Below are 19132 nucleotides of genomic sequence, written 5' to 3' on the forward strand. Positions count from 1 at the left end.
ATTATCTTTTTCCTTTTTTCTTCGACGCTTTCTTTGCGGTTTTCCACGCTTCGGCATGTTCTTTTACAACGACAGCCATATTATTTGGTAAAACAATTCCATCTTGGCCAATTTGGATCTTCACAGTTGGTACCGTTCCTTTTTGACGCTCATAAGAAGTGATCATACGAAAACGATAAAATTTTTCCATATAGAAGAACCCATCTTCGGCAAACCATAATTTCTTACGTACGCTCATCTCAACACCTTGACCAAAGAAAATCAATGCCAACGCTAAATAAGCCACACGATAGTAGAAGATTTGACTCATGTCCACTTTCATTACCGTACCTGTAATACATAAGAAAACAATACAAACAATGCCAAAGGCAAATGTCAACAACATCGATTTTTTGGATCCATCCAATACTTCTGCATGTGGATGCTGACTCTGAAATAATTCGAGAGCTTTACGGTTTGCCATGATCAATTTGACTGTTTTATATGTGGACCAACCAATAAAGCCAAATATGATGATTGCGATGACCCACATTAACATGGAATCACTAAACATTGAAAAATTCATACTTATTCACTCCCATTGCAACAATTATATAAAAAAGAAGGCCTTTGAATCAAGCTATAAAAAAGGAAGATGCCTCTGGTACATCCTTTCAATTCAATTTATATTTTATTCTTTATTAAATGTGTGGTGCTTTGATACAAATTGATAGCTTTTTAGACCAATGAAAACGCCTTAGGTATCGTATTTTTACCTAAGGCGCTTTCAAGAAAGTTTTAAGAAAGGGAATACGGCTTTCCCTTACCTATATTATATATCGGTGTATTTGTGGTGCTTTTGTGTGACTTTGGGATATATCGGTGTAGGGTTATCACGATTAAAACAAATTTCAAAAAAAAATGCAATTTGTGCTTGTATACCACGGTATACCGTGGTAGTATATGGGTGTAGAAAGATAGAGGCATAGATCATGACCAAGGAAGACATTAGAAGAATCGTAGAAGAAGATGAGCATTCCGTATACGGATTACGGATGGACTACACGGATTATCAAGTCGGTGATACCGTAGCGAACAGCCATCAATGGTACCAAGATCCACAATCCGATGATGACACATTCGAATCTGATAATTATAACGGAATCCTTGGTTGCTGGGATTATGGTGAACTCGACGGAACATGTGCTATCGCAGTTACGCAAGATACCATCGAAGAGGCGCTTGAAAGCGTTGAGCACTATGAGGGTGATCATCTATATCTAATTGGTGGTGACTATGCAGAATGTGGTAATGACTGTGGAGAAGTTATTATCGAAGACGCCAGAGTATTGGCAAAGGATTAACAGAAAAGGAGTAAAAAATTATGAAAATGAATAATGAAGAATTCTTACAAAACTACTGCCCAAGCGAAATGTTGCATGATATGACCCACGCCATTCACGATTATGAATGGCTGGATAAGGCATTCCGCGATGCTATTAAGGATTTACAATCTGACTTGCAGATCAACGGCAAATCTGAAAAGAATACTGTTGATTATTGGCAGTCTCAACGAGCAAAATTAAGTGATCTTGTACATTCAAAAAATATCGAAGATGCCTACAAAGAGTACCATGTTCGATTGGTAGAAATCGATGGCAATTATGCTTTGCATTGCACTGATACAGGCGAATACATGCCACTTAGCGAACAAGCGTTTGACTTTGTGAGCAAAAAGCGTGTTAAAGGTTTCCGAAAAGCAACCGACGCATATTTCAATTATGCTTCGTTATGCTACCTGATGGGCATCGAGCGTTGCCTTAGATTTGCGGATCTTTGGCCGCACACGACATCAAGCCTTTCGAAAAAGTCGGGCGTTCCGGATCAAACGGTGCGCGATCTGATGAAAGGCAGAACAGACTTTGCCAAAATGTCAGTCGCCAACGCAATTAAATTGGCGTCCGCGATGAATACCACCGTCGATGAGTTATACAAGCGGCTGTATCAATTCTAAAAAAAAATCGGCCACAAAAAAAGACAGTAGTACATGGGGCACTACCATCTCGAAAAGCAAATTGCTTTTTGTTCTTCTACTATACTATACCACAAAAAAAAGAAGATAACCCAAAGCATATAGGATCACTCCCAACGTTTATCCATCGTAAGTCATCTTCTTTTTTTAGTCCCATCGAATGTGACCATTTCACAGTCATATTATAGCATAAAAAAAAGAGGGTAGCCATATAACTACCCCTTTTACACGAAAACAATAGTTGAATTTTCTTAGTGCCACATTTCGTGATATTCGACACTATAATTTTTCTTAGTGTCATATTTTGCAAAATCGTGCACTAACTGCTTTTTTTAGAAAAACAGTAAAAACAATAACTGATTTTTGCAAAACATATACTTCAGTTTAAAAAGTTGTTTTGCAAATTGCTTTGCGAATTAATAAGTATCTTTGATGCATCTGTTTTCGAATTTTTTATATGCATCTAAATAGAATTCTTTTATATCGCCATTATAAGTTATTTCGTAATACATCCCATCGGCAAGCGTTGATGAAATCAACCACTTCCAGTTTTGTAATGCTTTAACCTTCCATACAACAAATACCTCATATTTTTTTGTGTTTTTTGCATCCAAATGTTCGTCAATATAGTTATAAACAATTCTTATAGCTTTTTCATCCATGTATCATCATCTCCTTTCTTTTAAAATAATTGGTCTGCTAATTCATACGTCTTCTCAAAAATCGACGGTTTGCAGGGATAGTACTCCCCATCTACGCCACGGATGATATAGTCGCCATAGGTTGCATACATGCACCCTTCCAAGGTCTGCACATACGCACCAACTAGGTATCCATCGTCCCACTTCAGTGTGATACTGCCTTGCGCGAAGTCAAGGATCTTGTCACGATTTCGCATATTGAGCTGCATCGCCTCGATGACCACTGGTTTCTTCCGGTAGTGGAGCGCCAATTCAATCACCCGACTTTCCGAAAATGCTCAATAGCTTCTTCAAAAGATTGATCAATGTGCTTATAAGTACATTTAATTTTTTGATATCCGATTCATTACTTTCATCTTTTTGTACGTTTTCTGTCTCATTTTGTGGTTTTTCCGCAATTTTAGACTTGTAATGATCGAAATCAACGTACATCGCATTTTTATCCAATCCGATGCCAGAGTGCTTATCTACGGATGTGTACTGATGGATCGTGCCCATACTTGACGTATCGCTGTTGTAGTTTCCATCATTTGAATCCCACTGAGCAACCCATTTATCATACTGATTGAGCGTGCTGCTATTAAGCCAGTTTTTGAAGACCCAGGATGACGAGTAGATACCAGTGTAGAAGCCGGCGCTTTGGACGCACTTGCAGAAGATCTCACACGTACGTAAGGCTCTTTCTTTTGTCCATGCGTTTCTTTTTTCCTTATACTTATCCTCGTCTTCCATATCGATCCACACGCCAAGTTCTGGTTTGTACTTTTGGGCCATCTCGATCGTATACTTGGCCTCTGCTTCTGCTTGATCGTCATCAATGGCGTAGTCATAGCAGTACAGCCCATAAGGGATTCCTGTCTTCTTGCACACATCGATCCAGCACTCTATCTCCTTGTCCGCGATCTCGCCGTAGTTGCTTCTTAAGATCGCAAAGTCATACGCACTTAGGTCGATGCCATCGGCATTGTGTTCCGAAAGGTCAACGCCCCAGTGCTTAACATTGGATTCATTGATTGTTTGTGCGGTTGTTGGTGTCTGAGGGGCCTTGGTGTCTGTGCTAGGTCCTCCAAAGGTAGCCCATGTATCAACACCGTATTTTTCGGAACCGGATACGGCCACAAAATAGCGATACTTATTGCCATTAGGCTCCGTTTCGACCCAACTGATATAACGATGACCATTCCCAATCCATTTATTTGTGTAGCTTAGCTTCTTACCAACCGGTAAGGTCTCTGCGATGATGCCCGTTGGCGAGTCACGGCGCTTGTTAACAGCCTTGGTAAGTGTGGCCACACCAACCTCATTGATCAGTTGAGACTCGCTATAACTTGAGCTCTCCTGTTTAGGTGCATAGACGTAGTATCGATACTTGTTGCCATTAGGCTCTGTCTCTACCCAACTGATGTATCTGGAACCGCCATAAGTAGTCACGTTGGTGTAACTTAGTTTCTTCCCGACTGGTAAAGTCTCGGCGATGATGCCAGTTGGCGAGTCGCGCCGTTTATTGGTCGGTACTGCAAGAGTATAGGTGCCATTCTCGTTGGTCAACTTAATATCTGATGCTGTTAATGATTTATGGACAAGGTAGCCAATAAGCTTAAGATTGCCATACCCATTAGGATAGTACGATCCAGGCGCTGAGCTCATCGAATTGAGGCGGAAGTTGAACTCCCGATAACTCGATTCAGAGAAGGTCACACGTCCACCGGAGATGCCCTCTACCACAGCAACGTGGCCATAGTAGTATGGCGCGACGCCACCTTGAAAGATCATGAGCGCACCGAGCACTGGCGTGCTCGATTGAGCAAATTCGGGCGCATGAGTCACCCATAGTTGTCCCGCGCCGACTACTTTTGAACTGCCATCAAGTGATTGTCGGCTTCCTACGATCTCGGAAATTCGTGCTGTTGCATACGTAAAGCAGTTAGGCATGGCCACTCCAGTACGCGCTACTGCATACTGCATCCACTGTGTACTTCCGAAATTTCCATATGATGTTCTAGGTGTGAAAGACATATACTAACCTTCTTTCTCCTCAAGTTTAGTAATTCGGCCGCATGCACTGTCTAGGTCTTCTTCAATCTTCTCAAGACGGAAGTCATGCTCGATTTGCTTTTTGGTCATTTTTTCGATGTCTGATTTCATAGATTTAAGATCAAGTCTTGTTTCACCACTATCACGGCATAGCTGGTCTAATTTGAGATTTGCCTTGACGACACCTTCTGCGTCTTGCTTACTATTGTTTCTGATCATGACAACGATATTGATAATCAATACCACAAATGCGGCCGAAGAAAACAAGAACTCGAAGGTCATTCCGTCCTTAGGCGTTACCATCATCCACCTCAGGCAAGCCACCTAAACTAGTTAGAAGTGATACCAGTCCGGCCAAAAGGCTTGCTGATAGCACCACTTTCCAGTCCACGGCCTCGATCATCGTACTAGCACCAATCGTACCTACTGCTGTTTGGCATATTGTCTTGACCGCACGGATAAGTGCCGCGTCCCACCAGGTCTTGTTTTGTAGTTTGTCCATGCTATCCCTCCTTTGCGCCACTTACGATCTCATCCATCTCGGCTTGTGTGAGCCGTCCGGCCTTGACGAGCATTTGAAGCATACGAAGTGTCCAGTACTTTGGATAGTATAGCTTAGCCATCTGATATACGGTCATACTAAGCACCTTCTTCCGCGGTCGAGTTGGTAGTGTCGACACCAGACATGGCTTTTAAAAAGTCGATATCCGCTTTCATCTGTCCGATATCGATGCCCATCGCGATAATCTGATTCAAGATCTCGTCCTGCTTATCTTGTTTCTTTTCTTCCTCCTTGGCCTTCGCCTCGGCCTCGGCTTGCGCTTTGGTATAAGCGTCGTATTGAGTCTGGTCAAAGGCTACATGTAACTTTCCTTCGGCATCGTAGGTAGCCTTATAACCCTCGATTTTATCAAAAGAAAAAGTGCTATCATCTAGCACTGCCTCGTTGTTGGTTGCACTTGTGTATGTTGTAGATACGGCCTGTACGTGGCCTGTATCGTCCTTATTTATATAGATAGTTGTAGACATATAGTTTCCTTTCTATTTCGTGTATTCTGCGATGATCATGAGCCATCTGGATGATTGTGCACTCCAGGTATCGTTACCCATAAATATAAAGCCATTATTAGCCGATGAGTACTCGATACCTGATCCCTTCCCCGAGCTTCCGACGCGCGTAAAGGGTATGTGTCCGCCATCTGATCCGCAAAGATAAGCGTAGATTCTTGTGATTTCGCTAAAGTTTGATCTTGCGAAGCTCTGCACCATAGTGCCATTAGACAATGCTTTGTTGGTGACCTTGAAAACACGTCTGTATATCGGTTTTCCATCCACCCATGTGGCTCCTGTCTTGGTTTCTGCGTATGAGTAAGTCATATCTTTGTCAGTCACTAGATTGTAAGCGGTCGACTGTGTCTTGGTTTTTAGCATCCAATCACCGCCTTTCGAATCAATCTAAGTAGGGCCTTAATTACCCCCCCCGAAGTGATCCAGGAACCTGTCACGATACGCTCGATGGCCCCAGTTGTAGTGGTGAACATACTAACATCTCCGGCCTGACTGACCATGTATTTTCCGTCTCCGCTCCTACCGCTTCCGGCGATGCCTAAGTAGTATATCTGTTGCGCCACTGTAGGCCGAAAACCATCTGGTATGGTGAGCATCACAGAATTGTAACCACTTTTTGGCATGTTACCGAGTTTCTTAAATTCGGCATTTACGACGCGTCCGCTCTTGTATAGCGTGACCGTCAAGCCGTTACCGGATACGGTAGCAGTCTGCACATCTAGATCAGTATCAGTTAGTACCTTGTACTCTGTGGAGTTAGCTTTTGCGGTCAGCATGCTAGCACCACCTTTCTGCGAGGTGCCAGCCAACTAAAGATCTTAGCCAGTGACCCCCCCCCCGATTCACACCGACGACGGCGTCAATTTGGCATCCATTGTTACTGGATGAGTTAGCCCACTCTGCTATCTCGATACGCAGAGAAGTACCGGACGATGTGATCAGCAGTGAGATGGTGCGATAGACAGTGGCCGATGCTAGATTATACCACTTGCCATTGTAGTATTTTGCAGCACAGATCGTGTTCCTTTTTCCGCCTGGTGCAAAAACGTAGATCAGTAGGTAGTCGAAGCTTGTCGGATCTTGTGTACATGTAATATTGTGCACATAATCGGTGGATTTGTGGCTCCCAATCACAGTCTCTTTGATGTCCTTCTGCTCCACCAGATTGTGTGCGGCATTTAAAAATTTCGCTACTATCATTTACTCCTCCTCCTCGAAGATCATTACTGTAGTTTCTCCGGCCAACACGGACTGTTTCCAGGCGTTGAGCGTATCCACCTGAGCTTTGTAAGGTTCAAGTGCTGTTACCTTATCCTGTAGCGTCGTGATCTGATTGGCCAGTTTTGCGGCCGTGTCACCATCAAGCGTGCCCTTGATCGTAGCGAACCACGTATTGAATTCGCTCTGATTGGTCTGCATAAATTCAGTCAGTTGGTTGGCATAAGAGTCTGTTGGTATCTTGGTCAGTGTATCCACACACAGACCGCAGTACTTGCTATTGAGTCGTGTATCGACGATATTGGCTTGTGTGATCTCTCCAGCGTTGGCCGGTACCAAAAAGTAAGCCAGTATGATCTCATAGATATTGGTCGTACGCACCGGTGTAGGTGTTACGCCAGTACCGACGACATACTTAAGTGTGCACGAGTTCTCCTCTTTTGAATACCGCACGGCGATATAGTCGTACCGATCAGACGTGTCTGCCACCTGTACCTGATACTGCTTGAGCGTATCCGTCCAGTACATCAGGCCGCCTGTCTTCTCCGTCGATGTATGCAGATAGGCCTGTCCAGGATTGACGCTTACAAGCATACCGCCGGCGGCACTGACCGAGAAGTCCGTGCCTGTGATATTTAGGATGCCAGATTCCCGTCCGACGAACCAACGCCTTAGGTCGTCTGCCAGGTACTCGACATCGTTCAATGGGAAAGCATTAGCCATCCTATCCCTCCTCCGTAGTTACATTTTTCTTTTTTAGTTCTTCCTCATAATTGGACAACGTGATCTTGTACGACGATCCGTCATCCTCCTGGATCTCATCGATGGCCGATATCCGGAATTGTTTAGCGATGCCGTACTTGACGGATTTGACTGGTATCACATCGCCTAGATCGTAGTCTTTACGGAACACAAAAAGTGTATCACCAGAGCTTATATCTGCTGTGAATTCACGGATCGCGGCACACTCTTCTAATTTTTCCATACCACGCTTGATTGCGTTATTTTTATACTGCTCTGCGGTATAGGTATGTTCGACCTTTTTATCATCCTGATAGGTCCATGAAAGGTCACGGGCGTCCACATACAGTTCCTTGATTGGTCTGCCATTGGACACGTCGACCTTGTACACGAGCCTTTCTTCGCTCTTGCCTTGACATGCGACATAAGCGTAGTTTTTGTAACTGGATATATCATCCAGGTACGACTGCGTAACAATATTCCCGATCTCATCCGAGAATTTGACCGTATCAACGATACCGCGTTTGTACAGCTCGATGACATTCATCTTGCCGTCTTTACGAACCATGCGAAACCCAAGGCCTGTAGCCTGGCATATCGTTTCAAAAGACTCACGAAGGGTCTTCCACGTGGTATCGATACCATCGGTTATTTTTTCGCTTAGCCCTTTGGTATCTGCCGTGGTGATATCAAGCCCACGCTTGTTATCGTTGACAAGCTTATACAGGCCTGTCTCTACGGTCGTGATCGTAACCGTATTCGGATTGATCCGATCATCCAGGTTGTTAAGATACCCACGAACCTCAATATCTTCTTCTCCGGACGATGATACGTCCGGAAAGACATATGTGATGAAACCTATCTCATTCGTGTCTTGATTGACTAATCGATTCTCGGTAGTCAGTAGCTTGATATTGGCTTCGGTACCTTTGGCGTGTATCTCAAAGGTACCGGTCTCGTTGTACTTTCGGTTCCATTGGATGCTCGTGGTGTTCTGCAGGATATCTACTTTAACACCCTGTTTATCATAGATTGCGATTTCCATATCTACTCACCTACATATGTGTTCGCGAAGCTGATCGTACAGTACAGATTACCGATATTGGACGAGGCGTCAAAGCGGACCGCATTGCTTCCCTTGTCCAGTACGAAAAAATTAGAGTCATCATCCATCAAGTAGTAGATGTTCTTCTCGATACCATTTGATATGAGCTTGCAGTAGCGCTCATTCTCATATGTAGACACAAGAAGCACATCGCCTTCTCCCATCTCCAGATTAGGAAACTTAATATTTTCTTGCGTCAATACCTTCAATATTTCAGGCCCTTTGACATAGCCTGTAGCTTCGAAACGTGCCAGGAATCCTGTCTTATCGGACCCTTTATTGACTGCATAGGTTAATTGGTTAACGTCACGTGACCCAACCTTCCACGGTATCGTATTCGAGAAGGACCGCTTAAACTTGAATCCGCTGTTATAGGTTACGAAGGCTACGATCGACTCTTTGTTATCGCGCCAATACGGATAGGAAGCGTAGAGCACAAATTGGAATTTTTTATACACTTCCTGATCCTCGGAAATTTCCGGACTCTTCTTGACCTGGCACTTGATGTAGTGATCAACATCGGCTTCTTTATCTACAACCCGAAATATTAAATCATTATCGGGCAGTAGAGTATCAAGCAGCTTACGCCGATTGGCATAAGTGCTCTTCATATCGCCTTCCAGTGTTATCTCTCGGCCTTCAACAGATGAGGCCGATATCGTGGTCCCGACGGCGTGGATCGTCTGCGACTCTGAGAAGGACACATTGTTGACGCCAAGCCCCTCGATATTGGTCAATCGGAAAGGGTCGCCGGCGTTGAAGCTTATCTCAACGCCATATGAATTTGTGATATACCACTCTCTCATCGCTTGTTCCACTCCATTCTTCTTAACGCATTCTTCATCTCGGTTGCTTGTTCAGACGGCTTTAAAGGGCCCGTAGAGGTGAAGTAATTGGTCTGATTGTAATTGGTCACCGTGCCGCCAGATGTACCATAGGCACCTGCTAGACGAGGCACTGTAGCGCTTCCAACAAAGTTATCGATGACCGTACGAGCCGATTCTTTCAACTGGCTCAGACCGCCATCAAGCATCAGCCCATTGATTGTATCTTTAAGGCGATTCTGCGTATTTGTAGCGCTTGATACAGCACTCTGTACCATCTGTGCGGCGCTCTTCTTAACGTCTCGGATGCCGTCCAGGATACCATAGGCATACCCTTTGGACGCCCAGATACCGATATCATCACGGAATAGCTTTGCAGGCGAACCGGTTATCTGTTCTTTATTCGCCGCCGCGGCGGCTCTCTGTACCATCGCTCTGGCCGCTCTTTCTACATACGGGGTTCCCGCATTAATACCTTGCGCATACCCTTGCGCGGCCATGTTACCGGCCGTCTGAAAGGCACCGGTTCCTTGCACACCGCCTTCCGCGGCGGATTTCAGACCCGACGCATTGGATCGTGCAGTCCCTCTTGCAGATCCGATACCTTGTCCGTAGGCGCTACCAGAGTGCGAGCCTTTACTTCGGAACGATCCGCCAGTAACTGCTGTTTCTGCGAGCCTTTTTAAGGTCATTGCCGCTGCAGTAGATAAGGCACCGGATGCGCCTAGACCAGAGCTATACTGACCACCTGAAGCGGACCCATTTGCGAAGAAAGCACCGCCGGATGTACCTGTCAGTGCCATCATCATCAAGGTCATGGCCATCGACAGAACACCGCCACTTGCAGACCCGATACCGGATCCGTATTGGCCGCCGGACATGGATCCATTTGCGAACATGCCACCTGTATCTGCCGTTCCCGACAGGGCGGAGGTCTTAAGACCTAGTGCATGCATCAGTACGGTACCGGCCGTAGATCCGATACCGGATCCATAGTTATTACCTAGCGCCATACCTAATATGGACGTAGTGCCGTCATCCGTCATGGACGTCTTGGCGGCGGTCTTAAGGTTAAGACCCTCGGCCTGTACGCCTGGAATTTTGGCATGCATACCTGTCTGATAATGTGTTGATGTAGATCCGCCATTGGCCTCGGCATTTGCATCGATATCTGCTTGCGCACTGTCTAATGATGAGTTGATCAAAGCTTTTAGCTCTTCGATGCTTGTAGGCATCTTGATCTTGCCGGATAGGATACCTTTGACGATATCCTCCGGTATTTTCTGACCATCCACCTCGGCATTTGGTGCGAGGTTATCAAGCTGGATCAATCGCTTTAGTTGCTCGATACTTGTAGGCACCTGGTATGTGCCGTTCATGATACCTTCACTTACGCTTTGCGGTATATCGATACCGGCCTTTTTAGCTTTTTGCGCGATGCCGTCAAAACTGATCAGGTTCTTTAATTGGTCGATACTGGTCGGTACGGCATACGTACCGTCCATGATTCCCTCGCTCACGCTTTGCGGAATGTTGACGCCCGCTTCTTTAGCTTTTTGCGCGATCGGGTCGAAGTTGATCAGGTTCTTCATTTGGTCCAAAGTCTGAGGCAGATCATACATACCTGACTGGATACCTTTGATGACTGATTCCGGTATCTCGATGCCTGCTTCCTGTGCCTGTTGCAGTACAGACTGGAAGTTAGCGGTCTTTTGCTGTGCCTCCGCCGATGAATTGGCGTACTCGTTTAGCTTTTTGTTTAGGTCTGCGATCTCATCTTTATATGATTTTGTATCATTCTGAGACTTCTTTAGCGTTACCTTTGAATCCTCTAATTTGGCTTTTGCAAGATCCATTTTTTGGACCCACTCATTGGTGTGGTCATTAAGATCTTTAGTATGTTTCTTTGCTTCCTTTTTTGCCGCATTGTATTTCTTTTGTGCCTTCTCAACTGCATTGGTATTCTTTTCTACCCTTTTTTCGGATTGAGCCAGGTTATCCTCTGCCGTCGCTAAGCTTTTGGCCGTTTTCTTGGCCAGCTCTTGATAGGCTTGTGCTTTGGCTTGTTCCTGTAGCGCCGCGATATTGGCATAGATAGCACTTGTCGACTGATTGAGCTTATCCGTATTCTCGTCATACGACAGGTTAAGACCTGGCATTACCGCGTTCAAATCCTCGATATATTGCTTTAACAGTTGTTTCTCGCCTGCGGATTTGTGCTCTTTATTGGCCAGAGTCTCAATCTTTGCCGCCAGTGTCGTAGCTTGAGCGCTATTGGTATCCAGTGTATTAAGCTGCTCCTTTGCGGCCTTATCTTGCTCTTTTAAAGTAGCCGTAAACGCCTTGTGCTTTTCGATTAATTCATCGGTTTTCTTCGCATCCGTATCTTTGGACGCAGATGCGGCAAGGGATATTGCTAGATAAGACCCTACCGCGGCAGTCAAACCGATGATACCAACAGTTAGTGCCGTAGGTGATAGACCCATGGTCGCCAGTCTGAATAATTCCGTGGCCTTGGTGGCCATGCTCATATCTGCGGTCACCGTAGTTGAGAACAAAGATATTACAGCTTTAGCCTTATTGAAAGCACCGGCTATAGTGGCGCCTTTCTTGACCGCGATCATTGCCGTGCCAATACCAGTTATGGCACTGGCCGTTGCTTTCCCATGCGATATAAACCAACCAAAAGACTTGATCACGATCGGTATGGCCTTGGTGAGGCCTTTGACACCCACGCTTACCACCATGCCCATAGCGCCGGCCACTTGTGTGAAACTGTCCGCCAATTGGCCGTTCTGCATGGATGCGGTCAATTCATTCAGGCTCTTGATTGAAGCCTTTACGGCTTCGGTAAGAGGGCCTTTGAGCTTGTCATAGAAAGCTATACCTAGACCTTCCAGTGAGCTTTTTAGGATCGTGAACTGACCTTTTAGGTTGTTGTTCATGGTGTCAGCCATCTTTTTAGCCGAGCCGTCACAATTATCAATTGAGTCTTTTAATTTTTTATAGTCCGAATCCGAGGCATTGACGATTGCCAATAATCCGGACATACCTTCCTGTCCGGCAAGGGTCGCCGCATACTGTGCTTTTTGGTCGGCAGTCAATCCGGAGAAGGATGATCGCAATTCCGTTAGCACCTGGCCAAAAGGCTTCATGGAGCCATCGGCGTTGGTCAGTGAGATATGCAGTTGATCCATCGCCGCCGCTACATCATCCGTAGGCTTGGACATCCGCGTAAGTATGGACCGCAGTGCCGTACCTGCTTGCTCGCCCTTGATTCCGGAGTTGGCCATCAAACCAATGGCCAGTGCCACATCCTCGATCTTATAGCCTAAAGCTCCGGCCACTGGCGCAACATATTTGAAGGTCGCGCCCATCAAGCCAACATTGGTATTTGAGTTAGATGATGCGGCCGCCAGAACATCCGCGAAGTGTGCCGAGTCTGATGCGGCCAAACCAAAAGCCGTCAAAGCATCGGTCACGATATCGGAAGTAGTGGCCAGGTCCTCCCCAGATGCGGCCGCCAGGTTCATAATTCCTTCGATACCGCTTAGCATGTCACCGGTCTTCCATCCGGCCATGGCCATATACTTCATGGCCTCTCCGGCTTCCGTAGCGCTGAACTTGGTTTTGGCGCCCATTTCTAGTGCCCTATCCCGTAGAGCCTGGAAGTCCTTTCCAGTAGCACCGGATATGGCTTTTACCTCGCTCATGGCGTAATCGAAATCAGTACCAACCTTGAGTGCATAGCCGGACATTGCCACCAAAGAAGCACCAGCTACTTTAAGGCCTGTCTTCGCGGCTTTTCCGATCTTGCTTACGCCACTGGAGAAGCCTTTTTCGTTGATATGAGTATCAAAAATTAAGGACCCATCTGCCATATGCTGTCACTTCCTTTCCTTACCATAAAGCGGCACCTATATCTGTATCATCAATCGGCGCATGAGGCAGTGCGATCATACGTTGTATCCGCTTGATCTGTTTGCGCTGCTTTCTGTCCTTGATATCGCTTAGCTTGATATTTCGGAATCGCACGCGCTCTTTGAGCTCACTGTCTCCGCTCATGGCATTTAAGAGGATGTTGAACCGCCACCAGTGCAGATCATCGATGCTCATCAGGTCAATGCTATAGAATTCCTGGAAGGCGGCTATGATATAGTCCGCATCCGCCGTGTAACTGAAGGTCTCTTTTTGCTTGGATGTTTGCGCATGCAGCTGTTCGCCGCATCGCAGAAACCACCCAATTTGTTGCATCAGTTCTTCGGCGTCTGTGCTCTCTGGCGTCTCCTCCATGAATAGGCCTTCAATCAAAGCACCTATATCATCTCTTGTATGTCCCATGATCACCTCATTGATCTGCAACCAGTACCGGAAGTCTGTGATGATCCGATACTCTTTCTCAGATACGGCCAGTGTTGACGGCAGTTTCTGAGTTAGTGGATTCATACTAGTTCACCATTTTATCTTTCAAGAATTCGCTCAAATCTTTATAGGCCTTATCTAGCTGTTTAGATGCTTCTACATCTGCCTTATTTGCCTCTTCACGGGCCTTCCTCATGAATTCGGTATAGGCACAGATCGTGGTCGTTGTAAGCACGCGGTTGCGCTTGCCGTTGAAAAGCTTATCAGATGTGCCGACGCCAAATACCGTATCAAAGTATTGGTTCCAGGCCTCACAGTATAGCTTTGTTTGATCCCATTGCGTGATATTTGGCTTGTTTAGGGCCTTTTCCAAATCCTTTTTATTAAGAGCTTCCTCAGCCTCATGGAAGCGCATGGTGTCATCATAATCGTTCCAGTCAAATTCGAGCACTGCATCTCTGATCTTCCATTTGCTCATGGTTCTTTATCCTCCTTTTCAGAAAATTAAAAAGGATGAGCTAAGTGCTCATCCATCATATTTGCTTAGGCGCCTGCAGATTCCTTGCAGGTAGCCCAATCATCCGAGGTCGTAACAACCACATCTGTCGATACACCTTTGGATTTCAAATCACCGGAGTATGTGTAAGTGTTCTCGTCGTCTCCGTCCGAATCAGGGATGACTGAGTATTGACGCTTTTTAGCTTTGTACGACCCTTCTGTCGTACCTGGTTGCGTAAAGTCAACCACGATGATCGTACGTACGGCATCGTCACCTACCAATTCGTTATCCGTGATCTTGACGATATCATCATGCACGGCGTTGCCCACGTATTGATCGAAGGCATAAGAGTAAGATGGACTGTATCCTGTTACGTCACTGTCCTCGCCTGGTTGATCTACATATTTACGTGAGTACTCATTTGCGTTAGAGCTTTTCGACATTTCTGTGAATTTCGTCATGCGTGTATAAGTCCCATCGGTCGCACCACTTACTTGCATAAAGGCGACCTTCTTATCACGTGTTACTAAGCCTTTTTTAGCTTCTGCCATTTAGTTATCCTCCTTTAATCTAATATTCCAGGTATGTTACCCGACATTGAATCTCGTATTTGGCCATACCTGTGCCGTATACGTCAAAAAGGTACCCTGGTGCGAGTACCTCAATACTTTGGATATTCGGTATGTCGGGCAGATTACCGATATCATTCTGTTCATTTATCCACTTTTCAAGCCGTTCATAGAAGCCCGATGCACTGATCTGATCCAGTATGTCCGACGAGTATTGCCCCACGGACATGAAACTGAAAGGATACTGCATAAGCTTCTCGCCATCCGTGTATCTCTTGATCACGGGACTGGCGTTGATCTGGCTTACGATAGCGTACTGTATCGCTTCATTGCCTAGATAGTCGACATTGAAAAGTCCATCTTTTAGATACGGGCATTCGCAGAAATAGTCACGTATCTTTTCTAATTTATTTACCACTTCCAATTATCCGTCCAGCTCCTCTCATGATATGATTCAGATTCTGTGCTTTCATTCGCTCGAACCACTTCGCACCGCGTCGTGGTGCTCCGCTATAGGTTAGCGGTATGTTGGTAACGGTCTTAGGTGCATGACCAATCATGACCTTGCCGTAGTACTGATAGCGCGCATATGGCGTACTGTATCGTACCCAACCATCGCCAATCGATGATGCTCGCATGCCACTGCCTCGCAGTACACCTTGACGGAACGGTACCATAGGATCACTCAATCGGATGACCTCTGTATCGACATAGGTCTGTGCGACCTCAAAGCGATTGCTTGGGTTGTAAGTAGGGTTCCATTTGAGCTCACCTTTGACCTCGCCGCCTTTGGTGCGTATCACAATGGTCCGATTTTCAAGTGGAATGTTAAAAGTACGTGCCATCAGGATCCGCTCACTCTCACATGATTGGAGTAGCCGGATACGGAGTGCATGTTATAGGTCACGGACTGGACCTCGAAACACTCCGGATAGGCCTTCTTGATATCTGCTAGGGTCTTGCACTCAATATCGGCATCACCAAGTACCATGCAGTCCGTCACCTTGATCACAGGTGCATCAGCTGCGGTTGCTACCGGTATGCGTACGATCACGGCATCCGCACTTACTGCGGATTTGCCCTCGATCGTGACCTGGCTCTTACGGAACCACGAACCGGTTAGCACTTCCTTCTTATGGACATTGGTGCGCGTAGCTCTGTCATACACACTGTATACGTGTGTGATCACTTGATCAGTATCCAACATGCTACCACTTCCGATCGTCCCAATAAGGATCATAGCCGCTATACAGTAGCCCGGTAGGCATCAGGTGCTTACGTACCAATCTGTACAGATCTGCTTCCTGGCTCGCATGATCACGCTTCTCAAAAGTGACCGAGTGCCCGTCCGTGGTTTCACTTGCGATGCCGTCCATCTGGTTAAAGGCCTTGTCAAAGTCTTTCAAACGATCAGCCACACGATAGACACACTTTTCAAGGGCCCTATAGGCCGTTGGTTCCTGTGTCTCCATCTCGGACAGATCGTCCGGAATGCGACCGTGACAGTAACCGCGCACCGTCATGATCGCATCATCCACATAGTAGTCATACTCCTGATGTGTCATCGGACTAAGGCTCGAGCTCTCATAGTTATCGTATGTAAGAGCCATCAGCTACACCTCCGATCTAAGCGGATGCTTTTTTCTTGACCAATACAGTTTCAGGTCGTGAGATCATATCGCCATAGCACTGACGGCCTTGGACTGCGGAAGCACCGATATGTGCGCCGTCTTTCAAGTCATTGATTGCTACAGGTACCATCCACTCAGCTACATAGTGGCAGAATACGTTGTTACCAAGAATGTATTGGACATTCAATTTGTCATCAATATTGTCGGATTCATATACATTGACACCGGCAATACGTCCAACCACACCCGACTGGATCACCGAATCACCTAATTGTGACGCATGGATGAATTGGTCGGATTTCAACAATGTTGCGTATGTGTCGTTGGTTACCGCTAGCCACATCTCATTGACATTGATGTGCTTCTTTTTTGCCGTCTGCACAGCATCCACGATATCTTCATAGATATTGGATTTGGTCAATGCTGCGGTTCCAGACAAAGCAGTACCAGTGGTCGCGCATAAATTAACCAACTCTGAATCCAAGCTAACGCCCATCGAATAACCGGCCGAATCTAAACGATCGGCTACCAAGTTGTCCGGTACACTTTCTGCGTCAAATCCGTCAATCAATTCATTTACATATTTATCTTTATCGATAGGTAATGTTTTGTAAGCTGTGCTTCCTTCGGATAAGGTTCCGCCTTTTGATTTATTGTAATCGCCAACCGCTACTTCAGTATCACGTACTGGGATCTTTACGGCTCCGGCCGTTGGTGTTCCTTCATAGCGGGTATTGAATAACCCGGCAAAGATGGAAGTAGCGCGTAATTTCGCTAATACTAGATTTGAATATCTTTCTTGTGGTGTATGTGCCATCTTTTATCCTCCTATTTCTTAAGTCCTGGATTCAATTCGTAGAAGCGCTCTTCTACGCCGTCCAGGTCATCAGACCCAGGTGCCCTTCCACCCATTGGTGCGCCTTTTCCTTTTGGCTTAGGGTCTGGATCTGTTGATTTGAAAGCTTGTGGATCGGACTTCTTCAGGTCCTCGATAAATTCATCGGCGCCAATGAATTTGCCATCTTTGAATTCAAGATTCTTTTCGTCGAACGCCTCCATAGCGGCTTTCTTGGCCAAATTGCTATTGAATTGGATCGTACTAAAATACATCTGCTTCGCGAAGTCTTTATCTTTCGCCGCCATATCTTTGTTGTACTTGTCTTCCCACTCACTCAAATCGCTTTGTAGCTTTGCTACATCGACACCGTCATAAGTCTTGACCTTTTCGGTCAATTCATTGATCGTGTCATCTCTTTTTTGGATTTCCTTTTTCTGTTCTTCCAGTTTTTGATTCCATTCTGAGGTATCGGTACCATGCAACTTCATAATGGCATCAATCTGTTCACTGGTAAGCCCCTCGATCTTTTTTAGATCATCTCGTTTCATTTAATTTTCCTCCATAACACTTTTTTAACACGGTTCGCTCCGCTCCGGTCGTTGCCTTTTAACGCCATACCGAGGGCATTTAAAAAGACCTAAGCATCACTTAGATCATCATGAATAAATTTAGGTAGCTTTCGCTTCGGCGGATCTTTCACGTATATCGTCTCCTTTTCTGTCTTGCCGCAAAGAATACACGTACGTACTCTCTTTTCTGCTCTGCATTGTAGGTTATGATCGTAGTATGATTTATCAATCGATTCAGTATAGATGTGTCTGCACATGATCATATGGCCCCAGCGCTCTTCCAAGCTTCGTGGATCTTTGGCCCTTGGATTGCAATCCAATCGACCATCTCCTCATTTTTAGCCCAATGATCTGTATATCCAGAACATGTGGACAACCCACTCTCAAAAAGAAAAGCGTGAATAATTTCGTGGCGCAAGGTCTCTTTCATTCGTTCTGCAATGGCTTTTGGCGTTGTATTAGTCCAGTCGTCTAAATTGCAGATTACAATTTTTTTATTGTAAAAATCAACATACCCATCTGCATCTTCAAGTTCCACATCATCTTTTCGATTGCGATAAAATATCTCATATCGCGTATTTAAAATATATACCATTCATCTCTCCACTAAAAAAGCACACCATTTCAGATGTGCTAATTAATTATTTCTGCGATTCCTTTTGCAAGGTTTGCCGCTTTTTTCATCAGGCTATTGTCTTCAAGATATTCAAGACCGTCAACCGTTATCTTGATGTTACCAAGGCCTAAGATAGTATTTGATTCTTCATCAACATACTTCTTGATTGCGATACCATCTATATAGCCTTTTTTGAGAAGCATTTCCAGGATCGCATTGCGCCGATTCAAAGAAGTACCAAGCGCTTCAGGGTCTAGTCTATTAATATCGAATTCAGGATAATCCATAGATTGCTCAAGTATCTTGAGTATCTTGTAAATTAATTTAATACTTTCGGACATGACTA

General features: G+C 45.4%; 26 protein-coding genes. 2 read left to right on the forward strand and 24 right to left on the reverse strand.

Annotated elements, in window-relative coordinates:
- Position 1 precedes the first annotated feature (1 nt).
- The gene (locus MOZ64_RS01625) at positions 2–565 is read right to left on the reverse strand and encodes a hypothetical protein (RefSeq protein WP_320324877.1); all 564 of its coding nucleotides are present in this window, start codon (positions 563–565) and stop codon (positions 2–4) included.
- A 406-nt stretch (positions 566–971) separates the two neighbouring features.
- On the opposite strand from MOZ64_RS01625, the gene MOZ64_RS01630 reads away from it, so the two are divergent.
- Together MOZ64_RS01630 and MOZ64_RS01635 are read left to right on the forward strand one after the other, a co-directional pair.
- Positions 972–1343, forward strand: coding sequence for a hypothetical protein (locus MOZ64_RS01630; RefSeq protein ID WP_320324878.1), 372 nt, complete (start codon positions 972–974; stop codon positions 1341–1343).
- Positions 1344–1363: 20 nt separating this feature from the next.
- The gene (locus MOZ64_RS01635; RefSeq protein ID WP_320324879.1) at positions 1364–1993 is read left to right on the forward strand and encodes a helix-turn-helix domain-containing protein; all 630 of its coding nucleotides are present in this window, start codon (positions 1364–1366) and stop codon (positions 1991–1993) included.
- A gap of 434 nt (positions 1994–2427) precedes the next feature.
- Here MOZ64_RS01635 and MOZ64_RS01640 read toward each other — a convergent pair whose 3' ends face one another.
- The 23 genes from MOZ64_RS01640 to MOZ64_RS01750 form a co-directional block, all read right to left on the reverse strand.
- Positions 2428–2673: a DUF6275 family protein gene (locus MOZ64_RS01640; protein WP_320324880.1), complete on the reverse strand. Its 246-nt coding sequence runs from the start codon at positions 2671–2673 to the stop codon at positions 2428–2430.
- Between the two features lie 20 nt (positions 2674–2693).
- Positions 2694–2963, reverse strand: coding sequence for a hypothetical protein (locus MOZ64_RS01645; protein WP_320324881.1), 270 nt, complete (start codon positions 2961–2963; stop codon positions 2694–2696).
- A gap of 1 nt (position 2964) precedes the next feature.
- Positions 2965–4677: a GH25 family lysozyme gene (locus MOZ64_RS01650; protein ID WP_320324882.1), complete on the reverse strand. Its 1713-nt coding sequence runs from the start codon at positions 4675–4677 to the stop codon at positions 2965–2967.
- Between the two features lie 54 nt (positions 4678–4731).
- Positions 4732–5052, reverse strand: coding sequence for a hypothetical protein (locus MOZ64_RS01655; RefSeq protein ID WP_320324883.1), 321 nt, complete (start codon positions 5050–5052; stop codon positions 4732–4734).
- Complete coding sequence (locus MOZ64_RS01660; protein ID WP_320324884.1) at positions 5036–5248, reverse strand: holin; 213 nt, start codon at positions 5246–5248, stop codon at positions 5036–5038. Before MOZ64_RS01660 ends, MOZ64_RS01655 begins: the two co-directional genes overlap by 17 nt.
- Before the next feature lies 1 nt (position 5249).
- Complete coding sequence (locus MOZ64_RS01665; protein WP_320324885.1) at positions 5250–5384, reverse strand: hypothetical protein; 135 nt, start codon at positions 5382–5384, stop codon at positions 5250–5252.
- A 1-nt stretch (position 5385) separates the two neighbouring features.
- On the reverse strand, positions 5386–5775 hold the full coding sequence (locus tag MOZ64_RS01670) for a hypothetical protein (protein WP_320324886.1): 390 nt from the start codon (positions 5773–5775) through the stop codon (positions 5386–5388).
- A 395-nt stretch (positions 5776–6170) separates the two neighbouring features.
- A complete protein-coding gene (locus MOZ64_RS01675; protein ID WP_320324887.1) occupies positions 6171–6590 on the reverse strand; it encodes a hypothetical protein in 420 nt (139 codons plus the stop codon).
- Position 6591: 1 nt separating this feature from the next.
- Positions 6592–7014, reverse strand: a complete 423-nt coding sequence (locus tag MOZ64_RS01680; protein ID WP_320324888.1) for a hypothetical protein — start codon at positions 7012–7014, stop codon at positions 6592–6594.
- The gene (locus MOZ64_RS01685; protein WP_320324889.1) at positions 7015–7755 is read right to left on the reverse strand and encodes a hypothetical protein; all 741 of its coding nucleotides are present in this window, start codon (positions 7753–7755) and stop codon (positions 7015–7017) included.
- Between the two features lies 1 nt (position 7756).
- Positions 7757–8818, reverse strand: a complete 1062-nt coding sequence (locus tag MOZ64_RS01690) for a siphovirus ReqiPepy6 Gp37-like family protein (protein ID WP_320324890.1) — start codon at positions 8816–8818, stop codon at positions 7757–7759.
- Between the two features lie 2 nt (positions 8819–8820).
- Positions 8821–9696, reverse strand: a complete 876-nt coding sequence (locus tag MOZ64_RS01695; protein ID WP_320324891.1) for a phage distal tail protein — start codon at positions 9694–9696, stop codon at positions 8821–8823.
- The gene (locus tag MOZ64_RS01700) at positions 9681–13583 is read right to left on the reverse strand and encodes a phage tail tape measure protein (RefSeq protein WP_320324892.1); all 3903 of its coding nucleotides are present in this window, start codon (positions 13581–13583) and stop codon (positions 9681–9683) included. Before MOZ64_RS01700 ends, MOZ64_RS01695 begins: the two co-directional genes overlap by 16 nt.
- Before the next feature lie 19 nt (positions 13584–13602).
- Positions 13603–14148: a Gp15 family bacteriophage protein gene (locus MOZ64_RS01705; RefSeq protein WP_320324893.1), complete on the reverse strand. Its 546-nt coding sequence runs from the start codon at positions 14146–14148 to the stop codon at positions 13603–13605.
- A 1-nt stretch (position 14149) separates the two neighbouring features.
- Entirely contained in the window at positions 14150–14542 is a 393-nt protein-coding gene (locus MOZ64_RS01710; protein ID WP_320324894.1) for a DUF6673 family protein, read from the reverse strand.
- 65 nt (positions 14543–14607) lie between these two features.
- Positions 14608–15114 (reverse strand): hypothetical protein, encoded by a 507-nt coding sequence (locus MOZ64_RS01715; RefSeq protein WP_320324895.1) that lies wholly within the window; start codon positions 15112–15114, stop codon positions 14608–14610.
- Between the two features lie 425 nt (positions 15115–15539).
- A complete protein-coding gene (locus MOZ64_RS01720; RefSeq protein WP_320324896.1) occupies positions 15540–15977 on the reverse strand; it encodes a minor capsid protein in 438 nt (145 codons plus the stop codon).
- On the reverse strand, positions 15977–16339 hold the full coding sequence (locus tag MOZ64_RS01725; RefSeq protein ID WP_320324897.1) for a DUF6751 family protein: 363 nt from the start codon (positions 16337–16339) through the stop codon (positions 15977–15979). Before MOZ64_RS01725 ends, MOZ64_RS01720 begins: the two co-directional genes overlap by 1 nt.
- A 1-nt stretch (position 16340) precedes the next feature.
- Positions 16341–16670, reverse strand: coding sequence for a head-tail connector protein (locus tag MOZ64_RS01730; protein ID WP_320324898.1), 330 nt, complete (start codon positions 16668–16670; stop codon positions 16341–16343).
- A gap of 88 nt (positions 16671–16758) precedes the next feature.
- Positions 16759–17580 (reverse strand): phage major capsid protein, encoded by an 822-nt coding sequence (locus MOZ64_RS01735; RefSeq protein ID WP_320324899.1) that lies wholly within the window; start codon positions 17578–17580, stop codon positions 16759–16761.
- An 11-nt stretch (positions 17581–17591) separates the two neighbouring features.
- On the reverse strand, positions 17592–18149 hold the full coding sequence (locus tag MOZ64_RS01740; RefSeq protein ID WP_320324900.1) for a phage scaffolding protein: 558 nt from the start codon (positions 18147–18149) through the stop codon (positions 17592–17594).
- Between the two features lie 280 nt (positions 18150–18429).
- Positions 18430–18765, reverse strand: coding sequence for a hypothetical protein (locus MOZ64_RS01745; RefSeq protein ID WP_320324901.1), 336 nt, complete (start codon positions 18763–18765; stop codon positions 18430–18432).
- 38 nt (positions 18766–18803) lie between these two features.
- A complete protein-coding gene (locus MOZ64_RS01750) occupies positions 18804–19127 on the reverse strand; it encodes a YjcQ family protein (RefSeq protein ID WP_320324902.1) in 324 nt (107 codons plus the stop codon).
- Between the last annotated feature and the right edge of the window lie 5 nt (positions 19128–19132).

Origin of the sequence: Absicoccus intestinalis (assembly GCF_033971885.1) — a bacterium.
Lineage (GTDB): Bacteria > Bacillota_I > Bacilli_A > Erysipelotrichales > Erysipelotrichaceae > Absicoccus > Absicoccus intestinalis.